This window comes from Streptomyces sp. RLA131, from assembly GCF_056270125.1.
The window spans coordinates 2,120,051-2,135,004 of the sequence record NZ_JBWDOQ010000002.1 but is presented as its reverse complement, the minus strand read 5'-3'; the positions used below and the strand labels follow the sequence as shown (position 1 = coordinate 2,135,004).

The following is a 14,954-nucleotide window of genomic DNA, read 5'->3' as shown; positions in this document are numbered from 1 at the left end:
ATGTCCCGCGTAGGCCGCGTGGAACGCACGACCAAGGAGACCTCCGTCGTCGTCGAGATCAACCTCGACGGCACCGGCAGGACCGACATCTCGACCGGCGTCGGCTTCTACGACCACATGCTCGACCAGCTCGGCCGCCACGGCCTCTTCGACCTCACCGTCAAGACCGAGGGCGACCTGCACATCGACTCCCACCACACCATCGAGGACTCCGCCCTCGCGCTGGGCGCCGCCTTCAAGCAGGCCCTGGGCGACAAGGTCGGCATCTACCGCTTCGGCAACTGCACCGTCCCGCTGGACGAGTCCCTCGCCCAGGTGACCGTCGACCTGTCCGGCCGCCCCTATCTGGTGCACACCGAGCCGGAGAAGATGGCGCCGATGATCGGCGAGTACGACACCACCATGACCCGGCACATCCTGGAGTCCTTCGTCGCGCAGGCGCAGATCGCCCTGCACGTCCACGTGCCGTACGGGCGCAACGCGCACCACATCGTCGAGTGCCAGTTCAAGGCGCTGGCGCGGGCCCTGCGCTACGCCAGTGAGCGCGACCCGCGCGCGGCCGGCATCCTGCCCTCGACGAAGGGCGCCCTCTGATGAACACGGCCGCCGCCGTCTACATCTTCCTCGGGATCTTCCTCGCCAGCGGGGTCTACTCCTTCTGGAAGCAGAAGCTGCCCAAGAGCGTCATCATCCTGCTCGGCGTCAGCGCCGCCATGTCGCTGACCGCCGGCCTGATGCGCCTGTAGAGGGGGACCCAGCACATGACCAAGTCCGCCAAGCCCGCCAAGCCCGCCAAGAATGTGGTCGTCCTCGACTACGGCTTCGGCAACATCCGCTCCGCCGAACGCGCCCTGGCCCGGGCCGGCGCCGAGGTCGAGATCACCGCCGACTTCGACAAGGCGATGAACGCCGACGGGCTCCTCGTCCCCGGGGTCGGCGCCTTCGCCGCCTGCATGGCCGGACTCACCTCCGTACGCGGAGAGATGATCATCGGCCGCCGGCTGGCCGGCGGCCGTCCGGTGCTGGGCATCTGCGTCGGCATGCAGATCCTCTTCGCGCGCGGCGTGGAGCACGGAGTCGAGACCGCCGGCTGCGACGAGTGGCCCGGCACCGTCGAGCCGCTGCGCGCGCCGGTCGTCCCGCACATGGGCTGGAACACCGTCAAGGCCCCCGAGGACACCCGGCTGTTCGCCGGTCTGGACGCGGACGAGCGCTACTACTTCGTGCACTCCTACGCCGTCCGCTCCTGGGAGCTGGAGGTGACCAACGCCAACATCCGGTCCCCGAAGGTCACCTGGGCCACCCACGGCGAGCCCTTCGTCGCCGCCGTGGAGAACGGGCCGCTGTGGGCCACCCAGTTCCACCCCGAGAAGTCCGGCGACGCCGGCGCGCAGCTGCTGACCAACTGGCTCGACACCCTCTAGGACGTACGACGCAATGACCACGCCCCGCCTCGAACTCCTCCCCGCCGTCGACGTCCGCGACGGCCAGGCAGTCCGCCTCGTCCACGGCGAGTCCGGCTCCGAGACGTCCTACGGCGATCCGCTGGCCGCCGCCCTCGCCTGGCAGCAGTCCGGCGCCGAGTGGCTGCACCTGGTCGACCTCGACGCCGCCTTCGGCACCGGCGACAACCGCGCCCGGATCGCCGAGGTCGCCCGCTCCATGGACATCAAGGTCGAGCTGTCCGGCGGCATCCGCGACGACGACACCCTCGCCGCCGCCCTCGCCACCGGCTGCACCCGGGTCAACCTCGGCACCGCGGCCCTGGAGACCCCCGAGTGGGTCGCCAAGGTCATCGCCGAGCACGGCGACCGCATCGCGGTCGGCCTGGACGTACGCGGCACCACGCTGCGCGGCCGCGGCTGGACCCGCGACGGCGGCGACCTGTACGAGACGCTGGCCCGCCTCGACGGCGAGGGCTGCGCCCGCTACGTCGTCACCGACATCGCCAAGGACGGCACGCTGCAGGGCCCCAACCTGGAGCTGCTGAAGAACGTCTGCGCCGCCACCGACAAGCCGGTGGTCGCCTCCGGGGGCGTTTCGTCCCTTGACGACCTGCGCGCGATCGCCACTCTGGTCCCGGAGGGTGTCGAAGGCGCCATCGTGGGCAAGGCCCTCTATGCCAAGGCGTTCACCTTGGAAGAGGCTTTGGAGGCCGTGTCACGATGACTGAAACCCCTGCCGTGCAGCATGTGCAGAGCGACAGCCCCTGGGAAGAGACCATGGGCTTCGCCCGCGCCGTCGCGGCGGGGGACCGGGTCCTTGTCGGCGGCACCATGCCGCTGGTCGGCGGGGTGGTGGCCGGCGAGGGGAGCCCGTACGAGCAGGCCCAGCTCGCCTTCGGCAACGCGCTCGCCGCCCTGGAGAAGTTCGGCCTGGGACCCGAGAGCGTCATCCGCACCCGTATGTACATCAGCCACGCCCGCGACGCGGAGGATGTCGGCCGCGCCCACAAGGAGCTGTTCGGCGCCGTGCGCCCGGCCGGGACCATCGTCCTGGTCGCCGGTTTCGTCGACTCGCGCGTCCTGGTCGAGGTCGAAGTAGAAGCCTTCCGAGGAGCCCCCCAATGACCCTCGCGGTCCGCGTCATCCCCTGCCTCGACGTCGACAACGGCCGCGTCGTCAAGGGCGTCAACTTCCAGAACCTGCGCGACGCCGGTGACCCGGTCGAGATGGCCAAGCTGTACGACGCCGAAGGCGCCGACGAGCTGACCTTCCTCGACATCACCGCCTCCTCCGGCGACCGCGAGACCACGTACGACGTCGTCCGCCGCACCGCCGAGCAGGTCTTCATCCCGCTCACGGTCGGCGGCGGCGTCCGTTCGGCGGACGACGTCGACAAGCTGCTGCGCGCGGGCGCGGACAAGGTCGGCGTCAACACCGCCGCCATCGCCCGGCCCGAGCTCATCCGGGAGATCGCCGAGCGCTTCGGCAGCCAGGTGCTGGTCCTGTCGGTCGACGCCCGGCGCACGGACGCGGGCACTCCCTCCGGCTACGAGGTCACCACCCACGGCGGCCGCCGCGGTACCGGCATCGACGCCGTGGAGTGGGCGCACCGGGCCGCCGAACTGGGCGCCGGCGAGATCCTGCTCAACTCGATGGACGCCGACGGCACCAAGGACGGCTACGACACCGAGATGATCGCCGCCGTGCGCAAGCACGTCACCGTCCCCGTCATCGCCAGTGGCGGCGCGGGCAGGCTCCCCGACTTCGCCCCGGCGGTCGCGGCCGGCGCCGACGCCGTACTGGCCGCCTCCGTCTTCCACTTCGGCGACCTGCGCATCGGCGAGGTCAAGGACGCCCTGCGCGGCGCGGGATACCCGGCGCGCTGAGGCCCCGCCCCGGCAGGGGCCTGATCCACGGCCGGTCCGGTCGCGGCGGTTCACCCGCCGGCCGGGCCGGCTTTTCGTTGCCGGAACAGAAAAATAAAGTTGCGCAATTTATGTTGCGCAAAAAAAGCTGCGCAACTGGCGTCGTGGACATGGCAGATGACAAGGTCCCGGACGACGCGGGGGCCGGCGCCCCGGACTGCGCCGGGAACGAGATCTTCAGGATCACCGACCTCAACGCGCTGAAGGTCTTCGCGCACCCGCTGCGCATCAAGCTCTACCGGGCCCTGCACCTCGCCCGTAAGGCGACCGCCTCACAACTCGCCGACCAGGTCGACGAGGCCGTGTCGCTGGTCAGCTACCACCTGCGCAAGATGGCCGCCCATGGCTTCATCAAGGAGGCGCAGGGCGGGAGTTCGGACGGCCGCGAGCGCTGGTGGCAGGTCACCTCGGAGCGCGGCATCACCTTCCGCAGCACGGACTTCGCCGACCGGCCCGAGGGGGCGGCGGTGATGAGCGCGGTCAACCGGCAGATCGTCGCGTCCCGCTACGAGCGGTACATGGCGCATCTGGACGAGTCGGGGAGCTGGCCGGGGGAGTGGATGGACGCCTCGTTCAGCTCCGAGTACATGCCCCGGCTGACCGCCGCCGAACTGGGCCGGCTCAGCCGGGAGCTGGACGAACTGGTCCGCCGCTGGACCGACCACGGGCGGGCCGCCGAGGACGCCGGCGACACCGCCGGCCGCGAGAACGTCGCACTGCACCTGTACGGATTCCCCTTCCGCCCCTGATCTCCGCGGAGAAGTCCGCGCAGAGGACCGCAGAGAAGGAGGCCGCCGTCATGCCGGCGACCGGGACACGCACGACGTCCGTGCTCACCGCCCCTTCGGCGCCCGCCCACCGGGACGGCAACGTCCTGCGCTGGCTGACCGCGTTCGCCGCCTCGCTGATCGGCGACAGCGTCTACTTCATCGCCCTGTCGTGGGCGGCCACCCGTACCGGCGGCGCCGCACAGGCCGGGCTGGTGCTGGCCGTCGGCTCGGTGCCCCGGGCCGCGCTGATGCTGGGCGGGGGACTGGTCGCCGACCGCTTCGGGCCGCGCCGGGTGGTCATCGGCAGCGACGCCACCCGCTGCGTGGTGATCCTGGCCATGGCGGGGCTGCTGGCCCTCACCACACCCGGGCTGTGGGCCCTGGTGGCGGTCGCCCTGGTCTTCGGCGCGGTCGACGCGCTGTTCATGCCCGCGGTCAGCGCGCTGCCGCCGCGGATCACCGGACCGGACCAGCTGACCCGCGTCCAGGGCATGAAGGGCCTGGCCACCCGGGTGGCCACGGTCACCGGGGCGCCGCTGGGCGGACTGGCGATGGGGCTCGGCGGGTCGGCGGCGGCCTTCGGGGTGGCCGGGGTGCTCTTCGCGGTGTCGCTGGTGCTGCTGGCCGCCGTACGGATCACCCCGCTGCCCGGTGACGACCGGATCCGGGCGAAGGGCCCGGCCCTGCGGGAACTGGCCGACGGCTTCCGTCACATCCGCCGGAACCGGGCGCTGACCGCGCTGGTGGCCGTCGGCGCCGCCGCCGAGCTCGGCCTGGCCGGACCGCTGAACATCGGCGCCACGCTGCTGGCGGACCAGCGGGGCTGGGGCGCCGCCGGGCTCGGCTGGATCATCAGCGGCTTCGGGACGGGCGCGGGGGCCGCCTCACTGCTGCTGACCGTACGCGGCCGGATACCGCGCGCCGGACTCGTACTGAGCGTCAGCGGCGCCCTGGGGGCCGTTGCCGCCGCGGCCCTGGCCTACGCCCCGTCGCTGCCGCTGGCCGTGGCGGCGGGCGTGGCGACCGGTCTGCTGGCGGGGCTCGGCGGCGCGCTGGTGGGCGCCCTGCTCCAGACCCTGACGGCCCCCGCCTACCTGGGCCGGGTCGGCTCGGTGCTGACCTTCTTCGCGGTCGGCGTCGCGCCGCTGAGCTACCCGCTCACCGGCGCCGGCATCGCCGCCTGGGGCCTGGAGCCGGTCTTCACCGCCAGCGCCGCCGTGACCGTGCTGGCGGCGGCGTACGGTCTCGCCTCCCCGGCCCTGCGCAGGTCCGAACTGCCGCACCAGTGAACACCGGAACGCGGCGAGCCGCGGATCCGCGGGTGACCGGGCCGGCTGTTCGCGTTGCGGTGCCGGAGGTACTCACCGGGCCGTACCGGGGCGGGTTGAGTAGTGGTACTCATGCCGGCCAACCCTGCTGCCGCACACCATGGACACAGCACGACACCACGTCAGGTGCCGTGCACAGCAACCGTGGTGACGGTTCGTCACTCGCTTCTTTCCTGGGGGAACTCCATGTCCACTCGTGTTGCGGTCTCCGCCCTCGCCGGCGCTCTCGTCGTGGGCGGTGTCGTGGCCGCCTGCCTCGGCGTCGGCACCGCCGATGCCGCCGACGCTCCCGCGCGGCCCGCGATCCGCGAGGTCTCGGCGACCCCGCTGGTCCTGGGCGCCACCGGCACCAGGACGTTCCGGTTCTCCGCCACCGTCTCCGACGGGTCGGGCATCAGCAGCGTGAAGGTCCTCGCCTGGCCGAAGAGCTCGAACGTGACACCCAGGAAGCGGGACCTGGTCCTGACTACCGAGAAGGCCACCTGCAAGGCGTCCTCACCGACGACCTCGGTGTGCACCTACTCCACCCCCGTCGGCCCGCAGGACGCCGACGACACCCCGACCGGCCGTTGGTACGTGGCGGTCCTGGTCACGGCCAAGGACCACGACACCACCTTCGACGCCAAGGCATCGGCCTTCACCGTCACCCGCCGGGCCCGCTGAACCCCGAGGACCCGCACGGGGACCCGCGCCCCGGCGGACGCCGGTGGCCGACGCGCCCTAGATGCCGAGCTGCGGAGTGTCGTACAGCTTGGTGACCGCGTCCTTGTCGCCCTCGGTCTCCACCCGCGCGGACTGCGTACGCCCGAAGGCGAAGAGCACCAGCTCGCCCGGCTCGCCGGTGACGGTGACCACCGGGGTGCCGCGGTGCAGGACGGTGGTCTGGCCGTCGGGGCGGCGCAGTACGACGCCGACCGGGGCCTTGCGGCCGAGCAGCCGGGCGGTGCGCTCCAGGCGGGACCAGAGGGTGTCGGCGAAGACCGGGTCGATCTCGCGCGGCGTCCAGTCGGGCTGGGCGCGGCGGACGTCCTCGGAGTGGACGTAGAACTCGACGGTGTTCGCCGCCTCGTCGATCTGCTTGAGCGCGAAGGGCGACAGCCGGGGCGGCCCGGTACGGATGAGCCGGATCAGCTCCTCGTACGGCTTCTGGGAGAACTCCTTGCGCACCCGCTCCAGCCGGGGCGCGAGCTGTGGGATCAGCTGTCCGGCGGAGGCGTCGGCCCGGCGCTCGCGGACCACGACATGCGCGGCCAGGTCGGTGGTGGTCCAGCCGTCACACAGGGTGGCGGCCTCGGGTCCGACGCTCTCCAGGAGGTCGGCGAGGAGCAGACGTTCACGCTGCGCATGAGTCGACATACCGTCAGCCTACGTCCACTCCCCGCCGGGCGGGGGTTCTAGGGAAGGGCTTTGGTGAGCTGCTTGCCGTCCACCTTGTTGCTCAGGGTCAGGGAGCAGGAGATGGTGTGCTTGTTCTGGATGGTGTACGTCGCCAGAGACGGGTAGATGGCGTAGTAGTAGTAGGTCCGCCCGTCGGCGGGGATCTTGGCCAGGCGGGCCTTGGCGTCCTTCTCGCAGAGCTTGAGGACCTTCGTCTGCAGCTCGGTCTCGGTGGTGAAGCTGCCGGTCAGGGTCTCGTTGGCGATCACTTCGCCGTCGTGCGCGCTGCTGCAGGAACGGGTCGTGACGACCTTGACGCTGCTGTTCAGCCCCGGGTGGTCGAAGCACTTGCCGGGGGAGAGGACGACATAGGGGACCACGCTGTCGGTGGGGTCCGAGCCGGCGGTGGCGTCACTGGCGTCGTCGGTCGCGGTGCTGTCGCCGGAGGCGGAGGACGTCGCCGACGACGCCGGGGTCGAACTGCTGGAGGACGCGGACGTGTCGCTGTCCCCGTCGCCGCCCATGAGGACCACCAGGGCGCCGACCAGTACCGCGACGACGATCACCGCGCCGATCGCGATCGCGGCTATCTTCCCGCCCTTGCCGCCGCCCGGGGGCGGCGGATAACCGCCGGGGCCACCGGGGCCACCGGGGCCGCCCGGCCCGCCCCAGCCGCCCCCACCGCCGCCGTAACCGCCGTCTCCGTATCCGCCGCCCTGGGGCGGATAACCGCCACCCTGATGCGGGTAACCGCCCTGCTCGGGGTAGCCGTAGCCGCCACCGCCCTGGGGGAGGGGCGGAGGTCCGTACCCTTGCGGCGGACCGTATCCGCCGCCCTGGCCGGGCTGGGGTTGGCTGGGCTGTGGCGGCGGAGGAAAACTCATGCACGAAGCATGCCCCATCCGGGTGACAAGGGCTTCACCTGGATACGAAGTCGTGACAGGGGTGACCTTTTACTGACGCCCGGTCACCCGGCTTGCGTGCTATGTGAGTCATGCGGCTTTTTGGGTCCGTGGTGATCGGGCGCAGAATGGAGGCATGGACTCCGAGCTCGATCCCGCCGTCGCCGCCCGCCTCAAGCGCAACCCCGACGGCCTCGTCCCCGCCATCGCCCAGCAGTACGACACCGGCGAGGTGCTCATGCTCGGCTGGATGGACGACGAGGCGCTCCGGCTCACCCTCACCACCGGCCGCTGCACCTACTGGAGCCGCAGCCGCCGGGAGTACTGGGTCAAGGGCGACACCTCCGGGCACTTCCAGCACGTCAAGTCCGTGGCCCTGGACTGCGACGGCGACACGCTCCTGGTCAGGGTCGACCAGGTCGGCGCCGCCTGCCACACCGGCGACCGCACCTGCTTCGACGCGGACACCCTGCCGCTGGGCTGACCGTGCCGGGCCGTGGGCGGGCCGGGCCGCCCGGGGCGGGACCGGCCGCGGCCGCCGCGGCCTTGTGTCGGGCGCGCGGCCAACGGGCACTAGGCTTGCGGCCATGACCACGGGCACCGTCACCCCCGACCTCGGCACGTTCCGGAAGCTCGCGCTGGACCGCCGGGTGATCCCGGTGAGCAGGCGGCTGCTGGCGGACGGCGACACACCGGTCGGGCTGTACCGGAAACTGGCGGCGGAGCGGGTCGGCACCTTCCTGCTGGAGTCGGCGGAGAACGGCCGGTCGTGGTCGCGCTACTCCTTCGTCGGCGTACGGAGCGACGCGACGCTGACCGAACGGGACGGCCAGGCGCACTGGATCGGCACACCCCCGGTGGGGGTACCGGAGCACGGCGACCCGCTGGACGCGCTGCGCGCCACCGTGGAGACCCTGCACACCCCCCGTGACCTGCACGGCGACGGCGGACTGCCGCCGTTCACCGGTGGCATGGTCGGCTACCTGGGCTACGACATCGTGCGGCGCCTGGAGCGGATCGGCGACCACGCGCAGGACGACCTGCGGCTGCCCGAGCTGACGATGCTGCTGACCTCGGACCTGGCGGTGCTGGACCACTGGGACGGCTCCGTCCTGCTGATCGCCAACGCGATCAACCACAACGACCTCGACACCGGCGTCGACGAGGCCTACGCCGACGCCGTCGCCCGCCTCGACACGATGGCCGCCGACCTCGCCCGGCCGGTCGACCCCGCGCCCGTGGAACTGCCGCCCAGCGCCCTGCCGGAGGAGATCACGGTCCGCTCCGGCGGAGCGGTGTACCAGGCGGCGGTGGAGACGGCGAAGGAGTACATCAGGGCCGGCGACGCCTTCCAGATCGTGCCCTCGCAGCGCTTCGAGACCCCGTGCCCGGCCAGCGCCCTGGACGTCTACCGGGTGCTGCGGGCGACCAACCCGTCCCCGTACATGTACCTGCTGCGCTTCGACGGCTTCGACGTCGTCGGCTCCAGTCCGGAGGCGCTGGTCAAGGTCGAGGACGGCCGGGCGATGGTGCACCCGATCGCCGGCACCCGGCCGCGCGGGGCGAGCCCGCAGGAGGACCAGGCGCTCGCCGACGAACTGATCGCCGACCCGAAGGAGCGCGCCGAGCATCTGATGCTGGTCGACCTGGGCCGCAACGACCTGGGCCGGGTGTGCGAGCCGGGCAGCGTGGAGGTGGTCGACTTCATGTCGATCGAGCGCTACAGCCACGTCATGCACATCGTCTCGACCGTCACCGGCACGCTGGACGCGGGCCGCACCGCCTTCGACGTCCTGACGGCCTGCTTCCCCGCCGGGACGCTGTCCGGCGCCCCCAAGCCGCGCGCCATGCAGATCATCGACGAGCTGGAACCCACCCGGCGCGGCCTGTACGGCGGCTGCGTCGGCTATCTGGACTTCGCCGGGGACTCCGACACCGCCATCGCGATCCGTACCGCGCTGCTGCGCGGCGGCACCGCGTACGTCCAGGCGGGGGCGGGTGTCGTCGCCGACTCCGACCCGGTCGCCGAGGACACCGAGTGCCGTAACAAGGCGGCGGCGGTGCTGCGCGCGGTGGCCACGGCGAACGCGCTGCGGCGATAGGCGATAGTGGAGGGGTGACTGCCGCGACCCAGCCCCAGACCGAAGAAGAGTCAGTAGCCCCGGACGCCCCCGTAGCCCCGACGGCCCCCGTGCCGCCCGCCGGCCGGGGCGGTGGTGGCCGGCGCAGCCTCGCCGCGGCGCTGCTGCTCGGCGTCGTGGGCGCCGCGATCGTCCTGATCGCCGCCGGGAAGACCTGGATGAACGGCAGCGTCTCCTTCGCCGGCAGCGGCATGGCGGTGCACGCCACCGGCGGCGAGGTCACCGCGCTGCCCGGCGCGCTGGCCCTGGTGGGGCTCGCCGCGCTGGTCGCGGTGTTCGCGGTGCGCGGGGCCGGCCGGGTGACCGTCTCGGCGCTGCTGGCACTGTCCGGGGCCGGCACGGTGGCCGCCCCGCTGCTCGCCCTCGGCGACACCGCCGCTCTGGACTCGGCGGCCTCCACCGCCACCGCCGTGGCCCACTCCTCCGTGAGCGGCAGCACCACCACCGCCTGGCCGCTGGTCGCAGCGGCGGGCGGCGTGCTGCTGCTGGCCGCCGGGATCATCGCCCTCGTACGCGGCCGGGCCTGGCCGACGATGTCCGACCGGTACGACCGCGAAGGCGCCGGGCCCCGGCCCCGCGAGCGACGCGCGCCGGTGGTGGACCCGGACCGCCCCGAGGACCTGTGGAAGGCCCTGGACCGTGGCGAGGACCCGACCCGGACGGCCGGTGACACGGCCTGAGGGCACCTGGGGGACAATGGTGCCGACCTCTGAACCAGCTGGGAACCAGCTGAACCAGCAAGACTTTGGGAGCACTCATGGCGGGCAACAGCCACGGACACACCCCTGCCGCGTGGACCGGCGTCACCATCGCCTTCATCGGCTTCTGCATCGCGGGTGCTTTCGTTGTCCTGGGCAATCCGTTGGGCATGCTCGGCGGCCTCGTCGTGGCCGGCCTGGGCGGCATCGTCGGCATGGCCATGCGGGCCGCGGGCCTGGGCAAGGAGCCCCGCTCCTCCTCGGGCCGCACGGCCCAGCAGCACGGCTGACGGCACGGCTGACCGGACCGGACAACCGACGCCACGGCCGACGCCACGGCCGACAGCCCGGCCTCCTCGCGCATGACGGACGGCGCGGCCCCGCGCGGGGCCGCGCCGTCCGCCGTTTCCGGGGGACAATCGGCCGGTGACCCTCCTTCCCCCCGCCCCGCCCCTGCGGCGCCTCGCCGCGCCGCTCGGCGTCCTGGGCGGGGTCGTCGCCGCCTTCGCCTATGTCGCGACGGTCGACCCCAACACCCCCGGGCACTACCCGGTCTGCCCGCTGCTGAGGTACGCCGGCGTCTACTGCCCCGGCTGCGGCGGCCTGCGCAGCGCGTACGCCGTCGCGCACGGCGACCTCGGCGCGGCGCTCGGGCTCAACGCGCTGGCGGTCGCCGGGTACGCCGCCTTCGCCGTCTTCTGGGCCGTGTGGGTGACGCGTACGGCCCGGGGGCGGCCGTTCCAGGTGCCGGTCAGGCCCGCCGGGGTGTGGGCCGTGGCCGCCGTCGTGATCGTTTTCACCCTTGTCCGGAACCTGCCGTTCGGGGCGGCGCTGGCTCCGTAGAGCGGTTCCGGGTTCCGGGGAAATGTCCACGTAGTGGGCTTATGCTCCGCCGGATGCAGGTCCTCCGGGCCCCGGCGGTTACCATCGCAGTGCTGGTGGAACATCCCATTCGCTGGCTTGATCGTTTCGCTGATGAAGGCTGATGGAAAGGGGACCGCTCGCGTGAGTGTGCTCGACGAGATCATCGACGGAGTCCGCCAGGACCTCGCCGAGCGGCAGGCGCAGGTCTCCCTCGACGAGCTCAAGGAGCTGGCGGCCAAGGCCCCCGAGGCCAAGGACGGCGTCGCCGCTCTGCGCGGCGACAGCGTCAAGGTCATCTGCGAGGTCAAGCGCTCCAGCCCCTCCAAGGGCGCCCTCGCCGCCATCGCCGACCCGGCCGGCCTCGCCGCCGACTACGAGTCCGGTGGCGCCGCCGTCATCAGCGTCCTCACCGAGCAGCGCAGGTTCGGCGGTTCCCTCGCCGACCTGGACGCCGTCCGGTCCAAGGTCGACATCCCGGTGCTGCGCAAGGACTTCATCGTCACCGCCTACCAGCTCTGGGAGGCGCGTGCGCACGGCGCCGACCTCGCGCTGCTGATCGTCTCCGCCCTGGAGCAGGACGCGCTGGTGTCCCTCATCGAGCGCGCCGAGTCCATCGGGCTCACCCCGCTGGTCGAGGTGCACGACGAGGAGGAGGTCGCCCGCGCGGTCGACGCGGGCGCCCGCATCATCGGCGTCAACGCGCGTAACCTCAAGACCCTTGAGGTCGACCGGGGCAACTTCGCCCGTGTCGCGCCCGAGATCCCCGACCACGTCGTCAAGATCGCCGAGTCCGGGGTGCGCGGCCCGCACGACCTCATCGCCTACGCCAACGACGGCGCCGACGCCGTGCTGGTCGGCGAGTCCCTCGTCACCGGCCGTGACCCCAAGGCCGCCGTCGCCGACCTCGTCGCGGCCGGCGCCCACCCCGCGCTGCGCCACGGCCGGAGCTGATTCCGCCCGCCGCGCACCACGCCGCGCACCACCCGGCCCCCGGGGGCGGTCGTCCCGCCCCGGCGGGACGACCGCCCCCGACCCGTTGGGCTAGAGTGACGCACATGCTCCCGACCACCCCCGCCGGCCCGACCGGCACGGACGCCTACGCGCGGCTGCGCCGCGGCTGCCGTCCGCGCGGTTGCCGGGCACCGGCCCGCCGGGTGCTGGGGCGCCGGGTGCGCTATGTGATCGGGTGCGAGCCGGGCCAGGTGAACGGCCGCCGATGGCGTGCGGCCCGTGCGGCCGCCCCGGCATGCTGAACTGCTGAATTCCACCGCCCCCACCGGAGGGGCCGCGCAGCCGTGCCCGGGCCGTCGCCGACGATACGTACTGTTCATCCCTGAGTACGCGTAAACGCGCGAGGAGCCAGGATCGTCATGTCGCACGACGAGTTCTTCATTCCCGACCCCGATGGTCTGATCCCCAGCGCCGAGGGTTACTTCGGCGCCTACGGCGGCAAGTTCATCCCGGAGGCGCTGGTCGCCGCCGTGGACGAGGTGGCCGCCGAGTACGACAAGGCCAGGACCGACCCGGCGTTCGCCGCCGAGCTCAACGACCTGCTGGTCAACTACACGGGCCGCCCCAGCGCGCTCACCGAGGTGCCGCGCTTCGCGGAGCACGCCGGCGGGGCGCGGGTCTTCCTCAAGCGCGAGGACCTGAACCACACCGGCTCGCACAAGATCAACAACGTGCTCGGCCAGGCGCTGCTCACCAAGCGCATGGGCAAGACCCGGGTGATCGCCGAGACCGGCGCCGGACAGCACGGTGTGGCCACGGCCACCGCGTGCGCGCTGTTCGGCCTGGAGTGCACGATCTACATGGGTGAGATCGACACCCGTCGCCAGGCCCTTAACGTGGCCCGGATGCGCATCCTCGGCGCAGAGGTCGTCGCGGTGAAGTCGGGCAGCCGCACCCTCAAGGACGCGATCAACGAGGCGTTCCGCGACTGGGTCGCCAACGTCGACCGCACGCACTACCTGTTCGGCACCGTGGCGGGCCCGCACCCGTTCCCTGCGATGGTGCGGGACTTCCACCGCGTCATCGGCGTCGAGGCCCGCCGCCAGATCCTGGAGCGCGCGGGACGGCTCCCGGACGTGGTCGCCGCCTGTGTCGGCGGCGGCTCCAACGCCATCGGCCTCTTCCACGCCTTCATCCCCGACTCCGGTGTCCGCATGATCGGCCTGGAGGCGGCCGGCCACGGCGTCGACTCCGGCGAGCACGCCGCGACGCTGACCGCCGGCGAGCCCGGCATCCTGCACGGCTCACGTTCGTACGTCCTCCAGGACGACGAGGGCCAGATCACCGAGCCGTACTCGATCTCGGCGGGCCTGGACTACCCCGGCATCGGCCCGGAGCACGCCTACCTCAAGGACAGCGGCCGCGCCGAGTACCGTCCGGTCACCGACGACGAGGCGATGCAGGCACTGCGGCTGCTGTCCATGACCGAGGGCATCATCCCGGCCATCGAGAGCGCGCACGCCCTGGCGGGCGCCCTGCAGATCGGCCGTGAGCTGGGCGAGGACGGCCTGCTGCTGGTCAACCTCTCCGGGCGCGGCGACAAGGACATGGACACCGCTGCCCGCTACTTCGGGCTGTACGACCCGACCGACGAGGTCACCGAGGAGGACGAGAAGTGAGCGGCAACGGCACCATCGAGCTGCTGAACCGCGTCCTCGCCGACGCGAAGGCCGAGAACCGGGCGGCCCTGGTCGCCTACCTCCCGGCCGGCTTCCCGACCGTCGACGGCGGCATCGAGGCCGCCAAGGCGGTCCTGGAGGGCGGCGCCGACATCGTCGAGATCGGGCTGCCGCACAGCGACCCGGTGCTGGACGGCCCGGTCATCCAGACCGCCGACGACATCGCGCTGCGCGGCGGCGTACGGATCGCCGACGTGCTGCGCACGGTGCGCGAGACGCACGCCGCGACCGGGGCGCCGATCCTGGTCATGACGTACTGGAACCCGGTCGACCGCTACGGCGCCGAGCGCTTCGCGACCGAGCTGGCCGAGGCGGGCGGCGCCGGCTGCATCCTGCCCGACCTGCCGGTCGAGGAGTCCGAGGTGTGGCGCAAGGCCGCCGAGCAGCAGGGCCTGGCCACGGTCTTCGTGGTCGCGCCGAGCAGCCGGGACGAGCGGCTGGCGAAGATCACGGAGGCGGGCTCCGGCTTTGTCTACGCGGCCTCGCTGATGGGCGTCACCGGCACCCGCGAGAGCGTCGGGGAACAGGCCGCGGACCTGGTGCGGCGCACCCGGGCCACCACCGAACTGCCGGTCTGTGTGGGCCTGGGCGTCTCCAACGCCGACCAGGCGGCCGAGGTCGCGCTCTTCGCCGACGGCGTCATCGTCGGCTCGGCCTTCGTCAAGCGGATGCTGGACGCTCCGGACGAGGCGGCCGGTCTGGCGGCGGTGCGCGAGCTCGCCGCCGACCTGGCCAAGGGCGTACGCAGCCGGACCGTGATCGAGGAGGCCCACCGGGCGTAATCCGTTCGGGGGAATTCAGGGCCGGGGGTACG

The 14,954-nt window shown here is 72.5% G+C and carries 20 protein-coding genes; 18 read left to right on the top strand and 2 right to left on the bottom strand.

Features of this window, described 5'->3' with window-relative positions; genetic code table 11:
- From hisB to RWE79_RS10625, 9 genes are all read left to right on the top strand, one after another.
- The gene (gene hisB / locus RWE79_RS10665; protein WP_475939794.1) at positions 1-594 is read left to right on the top strand and encodes an imidazoleglycerol-phosphate dehydratase HisB; all 594 of its coding nucleotides are present in this window, start codon (positions 1-3) and stop codon (positions 592-594) included.
- A complete protein-coding gene (locus RWE79_RS10660; RefSeq protein WP_475939793.1) occupies positions 594-746 on the top strand; it encodes a hypothetical protein in 153 nt (50 codons plus the stop codon). The genes hisB and RWE79_RS10660 overlap by 1 nt, the downstream gene beginning before the upstream one ends.
- Before the next feature lie 15 nt (positions 747-761).
- Entirely contained in the window at positions 762-1,424 is a 663-nt protein-coding gene (hisH, locus tag RWE79_RS10655; protein ID WP_475939792.1) for an imidazole glycerol phosphate synthase subunit HisH, read from the top strand.
- A gap of 13 nt (positions 1,425-1,437) precedes the next feature.
- Positions 1,438-2,169, top strand: coding sequence for a bifunctional 1-(5-phosphoribosyl)-5-((5-phosphoribosylamino)methylideneamino)imidazole-4-carboxamide isomerase/phosphoribosylanthranilate isomerase PriA (priA, locus tag RWE79_RS10650; protein ID WP_475939791.1), 732 nt, complete (start codon positions 1,438-1,440; stop codon positions 2,167-2,169).
- Positions 2,166-2,570: a Rid family hydrolase gene (locus tag RWE79_RS10645; protein WP_475939790.1), complete on the top strand. Its 405-nt coding sequence runs from the start codon at positions 2,166-2,168 to the stop codon at positions 2,568-2,570. Before priA ends, RWE79_RS10645 begins: the two co-directional genes overlap by 4 nt.
- Entirely contained in the window at positions 2,567-3,331 is a 765-nt protein-coding gene (hisF, locus tag RWE79_RS10640; RefSeq protein ID WP_475939789.1) for an imidazole glycerol phosphate synthase subunit HisF, read from the top strand. The genes RWE79_RS10645 and hisF overlap by 4 nt, the downstream gene beginning before the upstream one ends.
- A gap of 149 nt (positions 3,332-3,480) precedes the next feature.
- The gene (locus RWE79_RS10635) at positions 3,481-4,119 is read left to right on the top strand and encodes a helix-turn-helix domain-containing protein (RefSeq protein ID WP_475939788.1); all 639 of its coding nucleotides are present in this window, start codon (positions 3,481-3,483) and stop codon (positions 4,117-4,119) included.
- Positions 4,120-4,169: 50 nt separating this feature from the next.
- The gene (locus tag RWE79_RS10630) at positions 4,170-5,429 is read left to right on the top strand and encodes an MFS transporter (protein ID WP_475939787.1); all 1,260 of its coding nucleotides are present in this window, start codon (positions 4,170-4,172) and stop codon (positions 5,427-5,429) included.
- Positions 5,430-5,654: 225 nt separating this feature from the next.
- Positions 5,655-6,131, top strand: coding sequence for a DUF5707 domain-containing protein (locus RWE79_RS10625; RefSeq protein WP_475939786.1), 477 nt, complete (start codon positions 5,655-5,657; stop codon positions 6,129-6,131).
- 57 nt (positions 6,132-6,188) lie between these two features.
- Here the strand turns inward: RWE79_RS10625 and RWE79_RS10620 are convergent, their stop codons facing one another.
- Positions 6,189-6,824: a TIGR03085 family metal-binding protein gene (locus RWE79_RS10620; RefSeq protein WP_475939785.1), complete on the bottom strand. Its 636-nt coding sequence runs from the start codon at positions 6,822-6,824 to the stop codon at positions 6,189-6,191.
- Between the two features lie 38 nt (positions 6,825-6,862).
- Positions 6,863-7,729 carry a hypothetical protein gene (locus tag RWE79_RS10615; protein WP_475939784.1) on the bottom strand — a complete coding sequence of 289 codons (867 nt, stop codon included), beginning with the start codon at positions 7,727-7,729 and terminating at the stop codon, positions 6,863-6,865.
- A 154-nt stretch (positions 7,730-7,883) separates the two neighbouring features.
- On the opposite strand from RWE79_RS10615, the gene hisI reads away from it, so the two are divergent.
- From hisI to trpA, 9 genes are all read left to right on the top strand, one after another.
- Entirely contained in the window at positions 7,884-8,231 is a 348-nt protein-coding gene (hisI, locus tag RWE79_RS10610) for a phosphoribosyl-AMP cyclohydrolase (protein WP_475939783.1), read from the top strand.
- A gap of 103 nt (positions 8,232-8,334) precedes the next feature.
- Positions 8,335-9,849, top strand: a complete 1,515-nt coding sequence (locus RWE79_RS10605; protein WP_475939782.1) for an anthranilate synthase component I — start codon at positions 8,335-8,337, stop codon at positions 9,847-9,849.
- 14 nt (positions 9,850-9,863) lie between these two features.
- Positions 9,864-10,568, top strand: a complete 705-nt coding sequence (locus RWE79_RS10600) for a TIGR02234 family membrane protein (protein WP_475939781.1) — start codon at positions 9,864-9,866, stop codon at positions 10,566-10,568.
- A gap of 77 nt (positions 10,569-10,645) precedes the next feature.
- Positions 10,646-10,876 carry an HGxxPAAW family protein gene (locus RWE79_RS10595; protein ID WP_475939780.1) on the top strand — a complete coding sequence of 77 codons (231 nt, stop codon included), beginning with the start codon at positions 10,646-10,648 and terminating at the stop codon, positions 10,874-10,876.
- A 136-nt stretch (positions 10,877-11,012) separates the two neighbouring features.
- Positions 11,013-11,429: a DUF2752 domain-containing protein gene (locus RWE79_RS10590; RefSeq protein WP_475939779.1), complete on the top strand. Its 417-nt coding sequence runs from the start codon at positions 11,013-11,015 to the stop codon at positions 11,427-11,429.
- A 162-nt stretch (positions 11,430-11,591) separates the two neighbouring features.
- A complete protein-coding gene (gene trpC / locus RWE79_RS10585; protein WP_475939778.1) occupies positions 11,592-12,401 on the top strand; it encodes an indole-3-glycerol phosphate synthase TrpC in 810 nt (269 codons plus the stop codon).
- A gap of 104 nt (positions 12,402-12,505) precedes the next feature.
- On the top strand, positions 12,506-12,703 hold the full coding sequence (gene trpM, locus RWE79_RS10580) for a tryptophan biosynthesis modulator TrpM (protein ID WP_475939777.1): 198 nt from the start codon (positions 12,506-12,508) through the stop codon (positions 12,701-12,703).
- Positions 12,704-12,820: 117 nt separating this feature from the next.
- Positions 12,821-14,080: a tryptophan synthase subunit beta gene (gene trpB / locus RWE79_RS10575; RefSeq protein WP_475939776.1), complete on the top strand. Its 1,260-nt coding sequence runs from the start codon at positions 12,821-12,823 to the stop codon at positions 14,078-14,080.
- The gene (gene trpA, locus RWE79_RS10570; protein WP_475939775.1) at positions 14,077-14,922 is read left to right on the top strand and encodes a tryptophan synthase subunit alpha; all 846 of its coding nucleotides are present in this window, start codon (positions 14,077-14,079) and stop codon (positions 14,920-14,922) included. Before trpB ends, trpA begins: the two co-directional genes overlap by 4 nt.
- Positions 14,923-14,954: the final 32 nt, after the last annotated feature.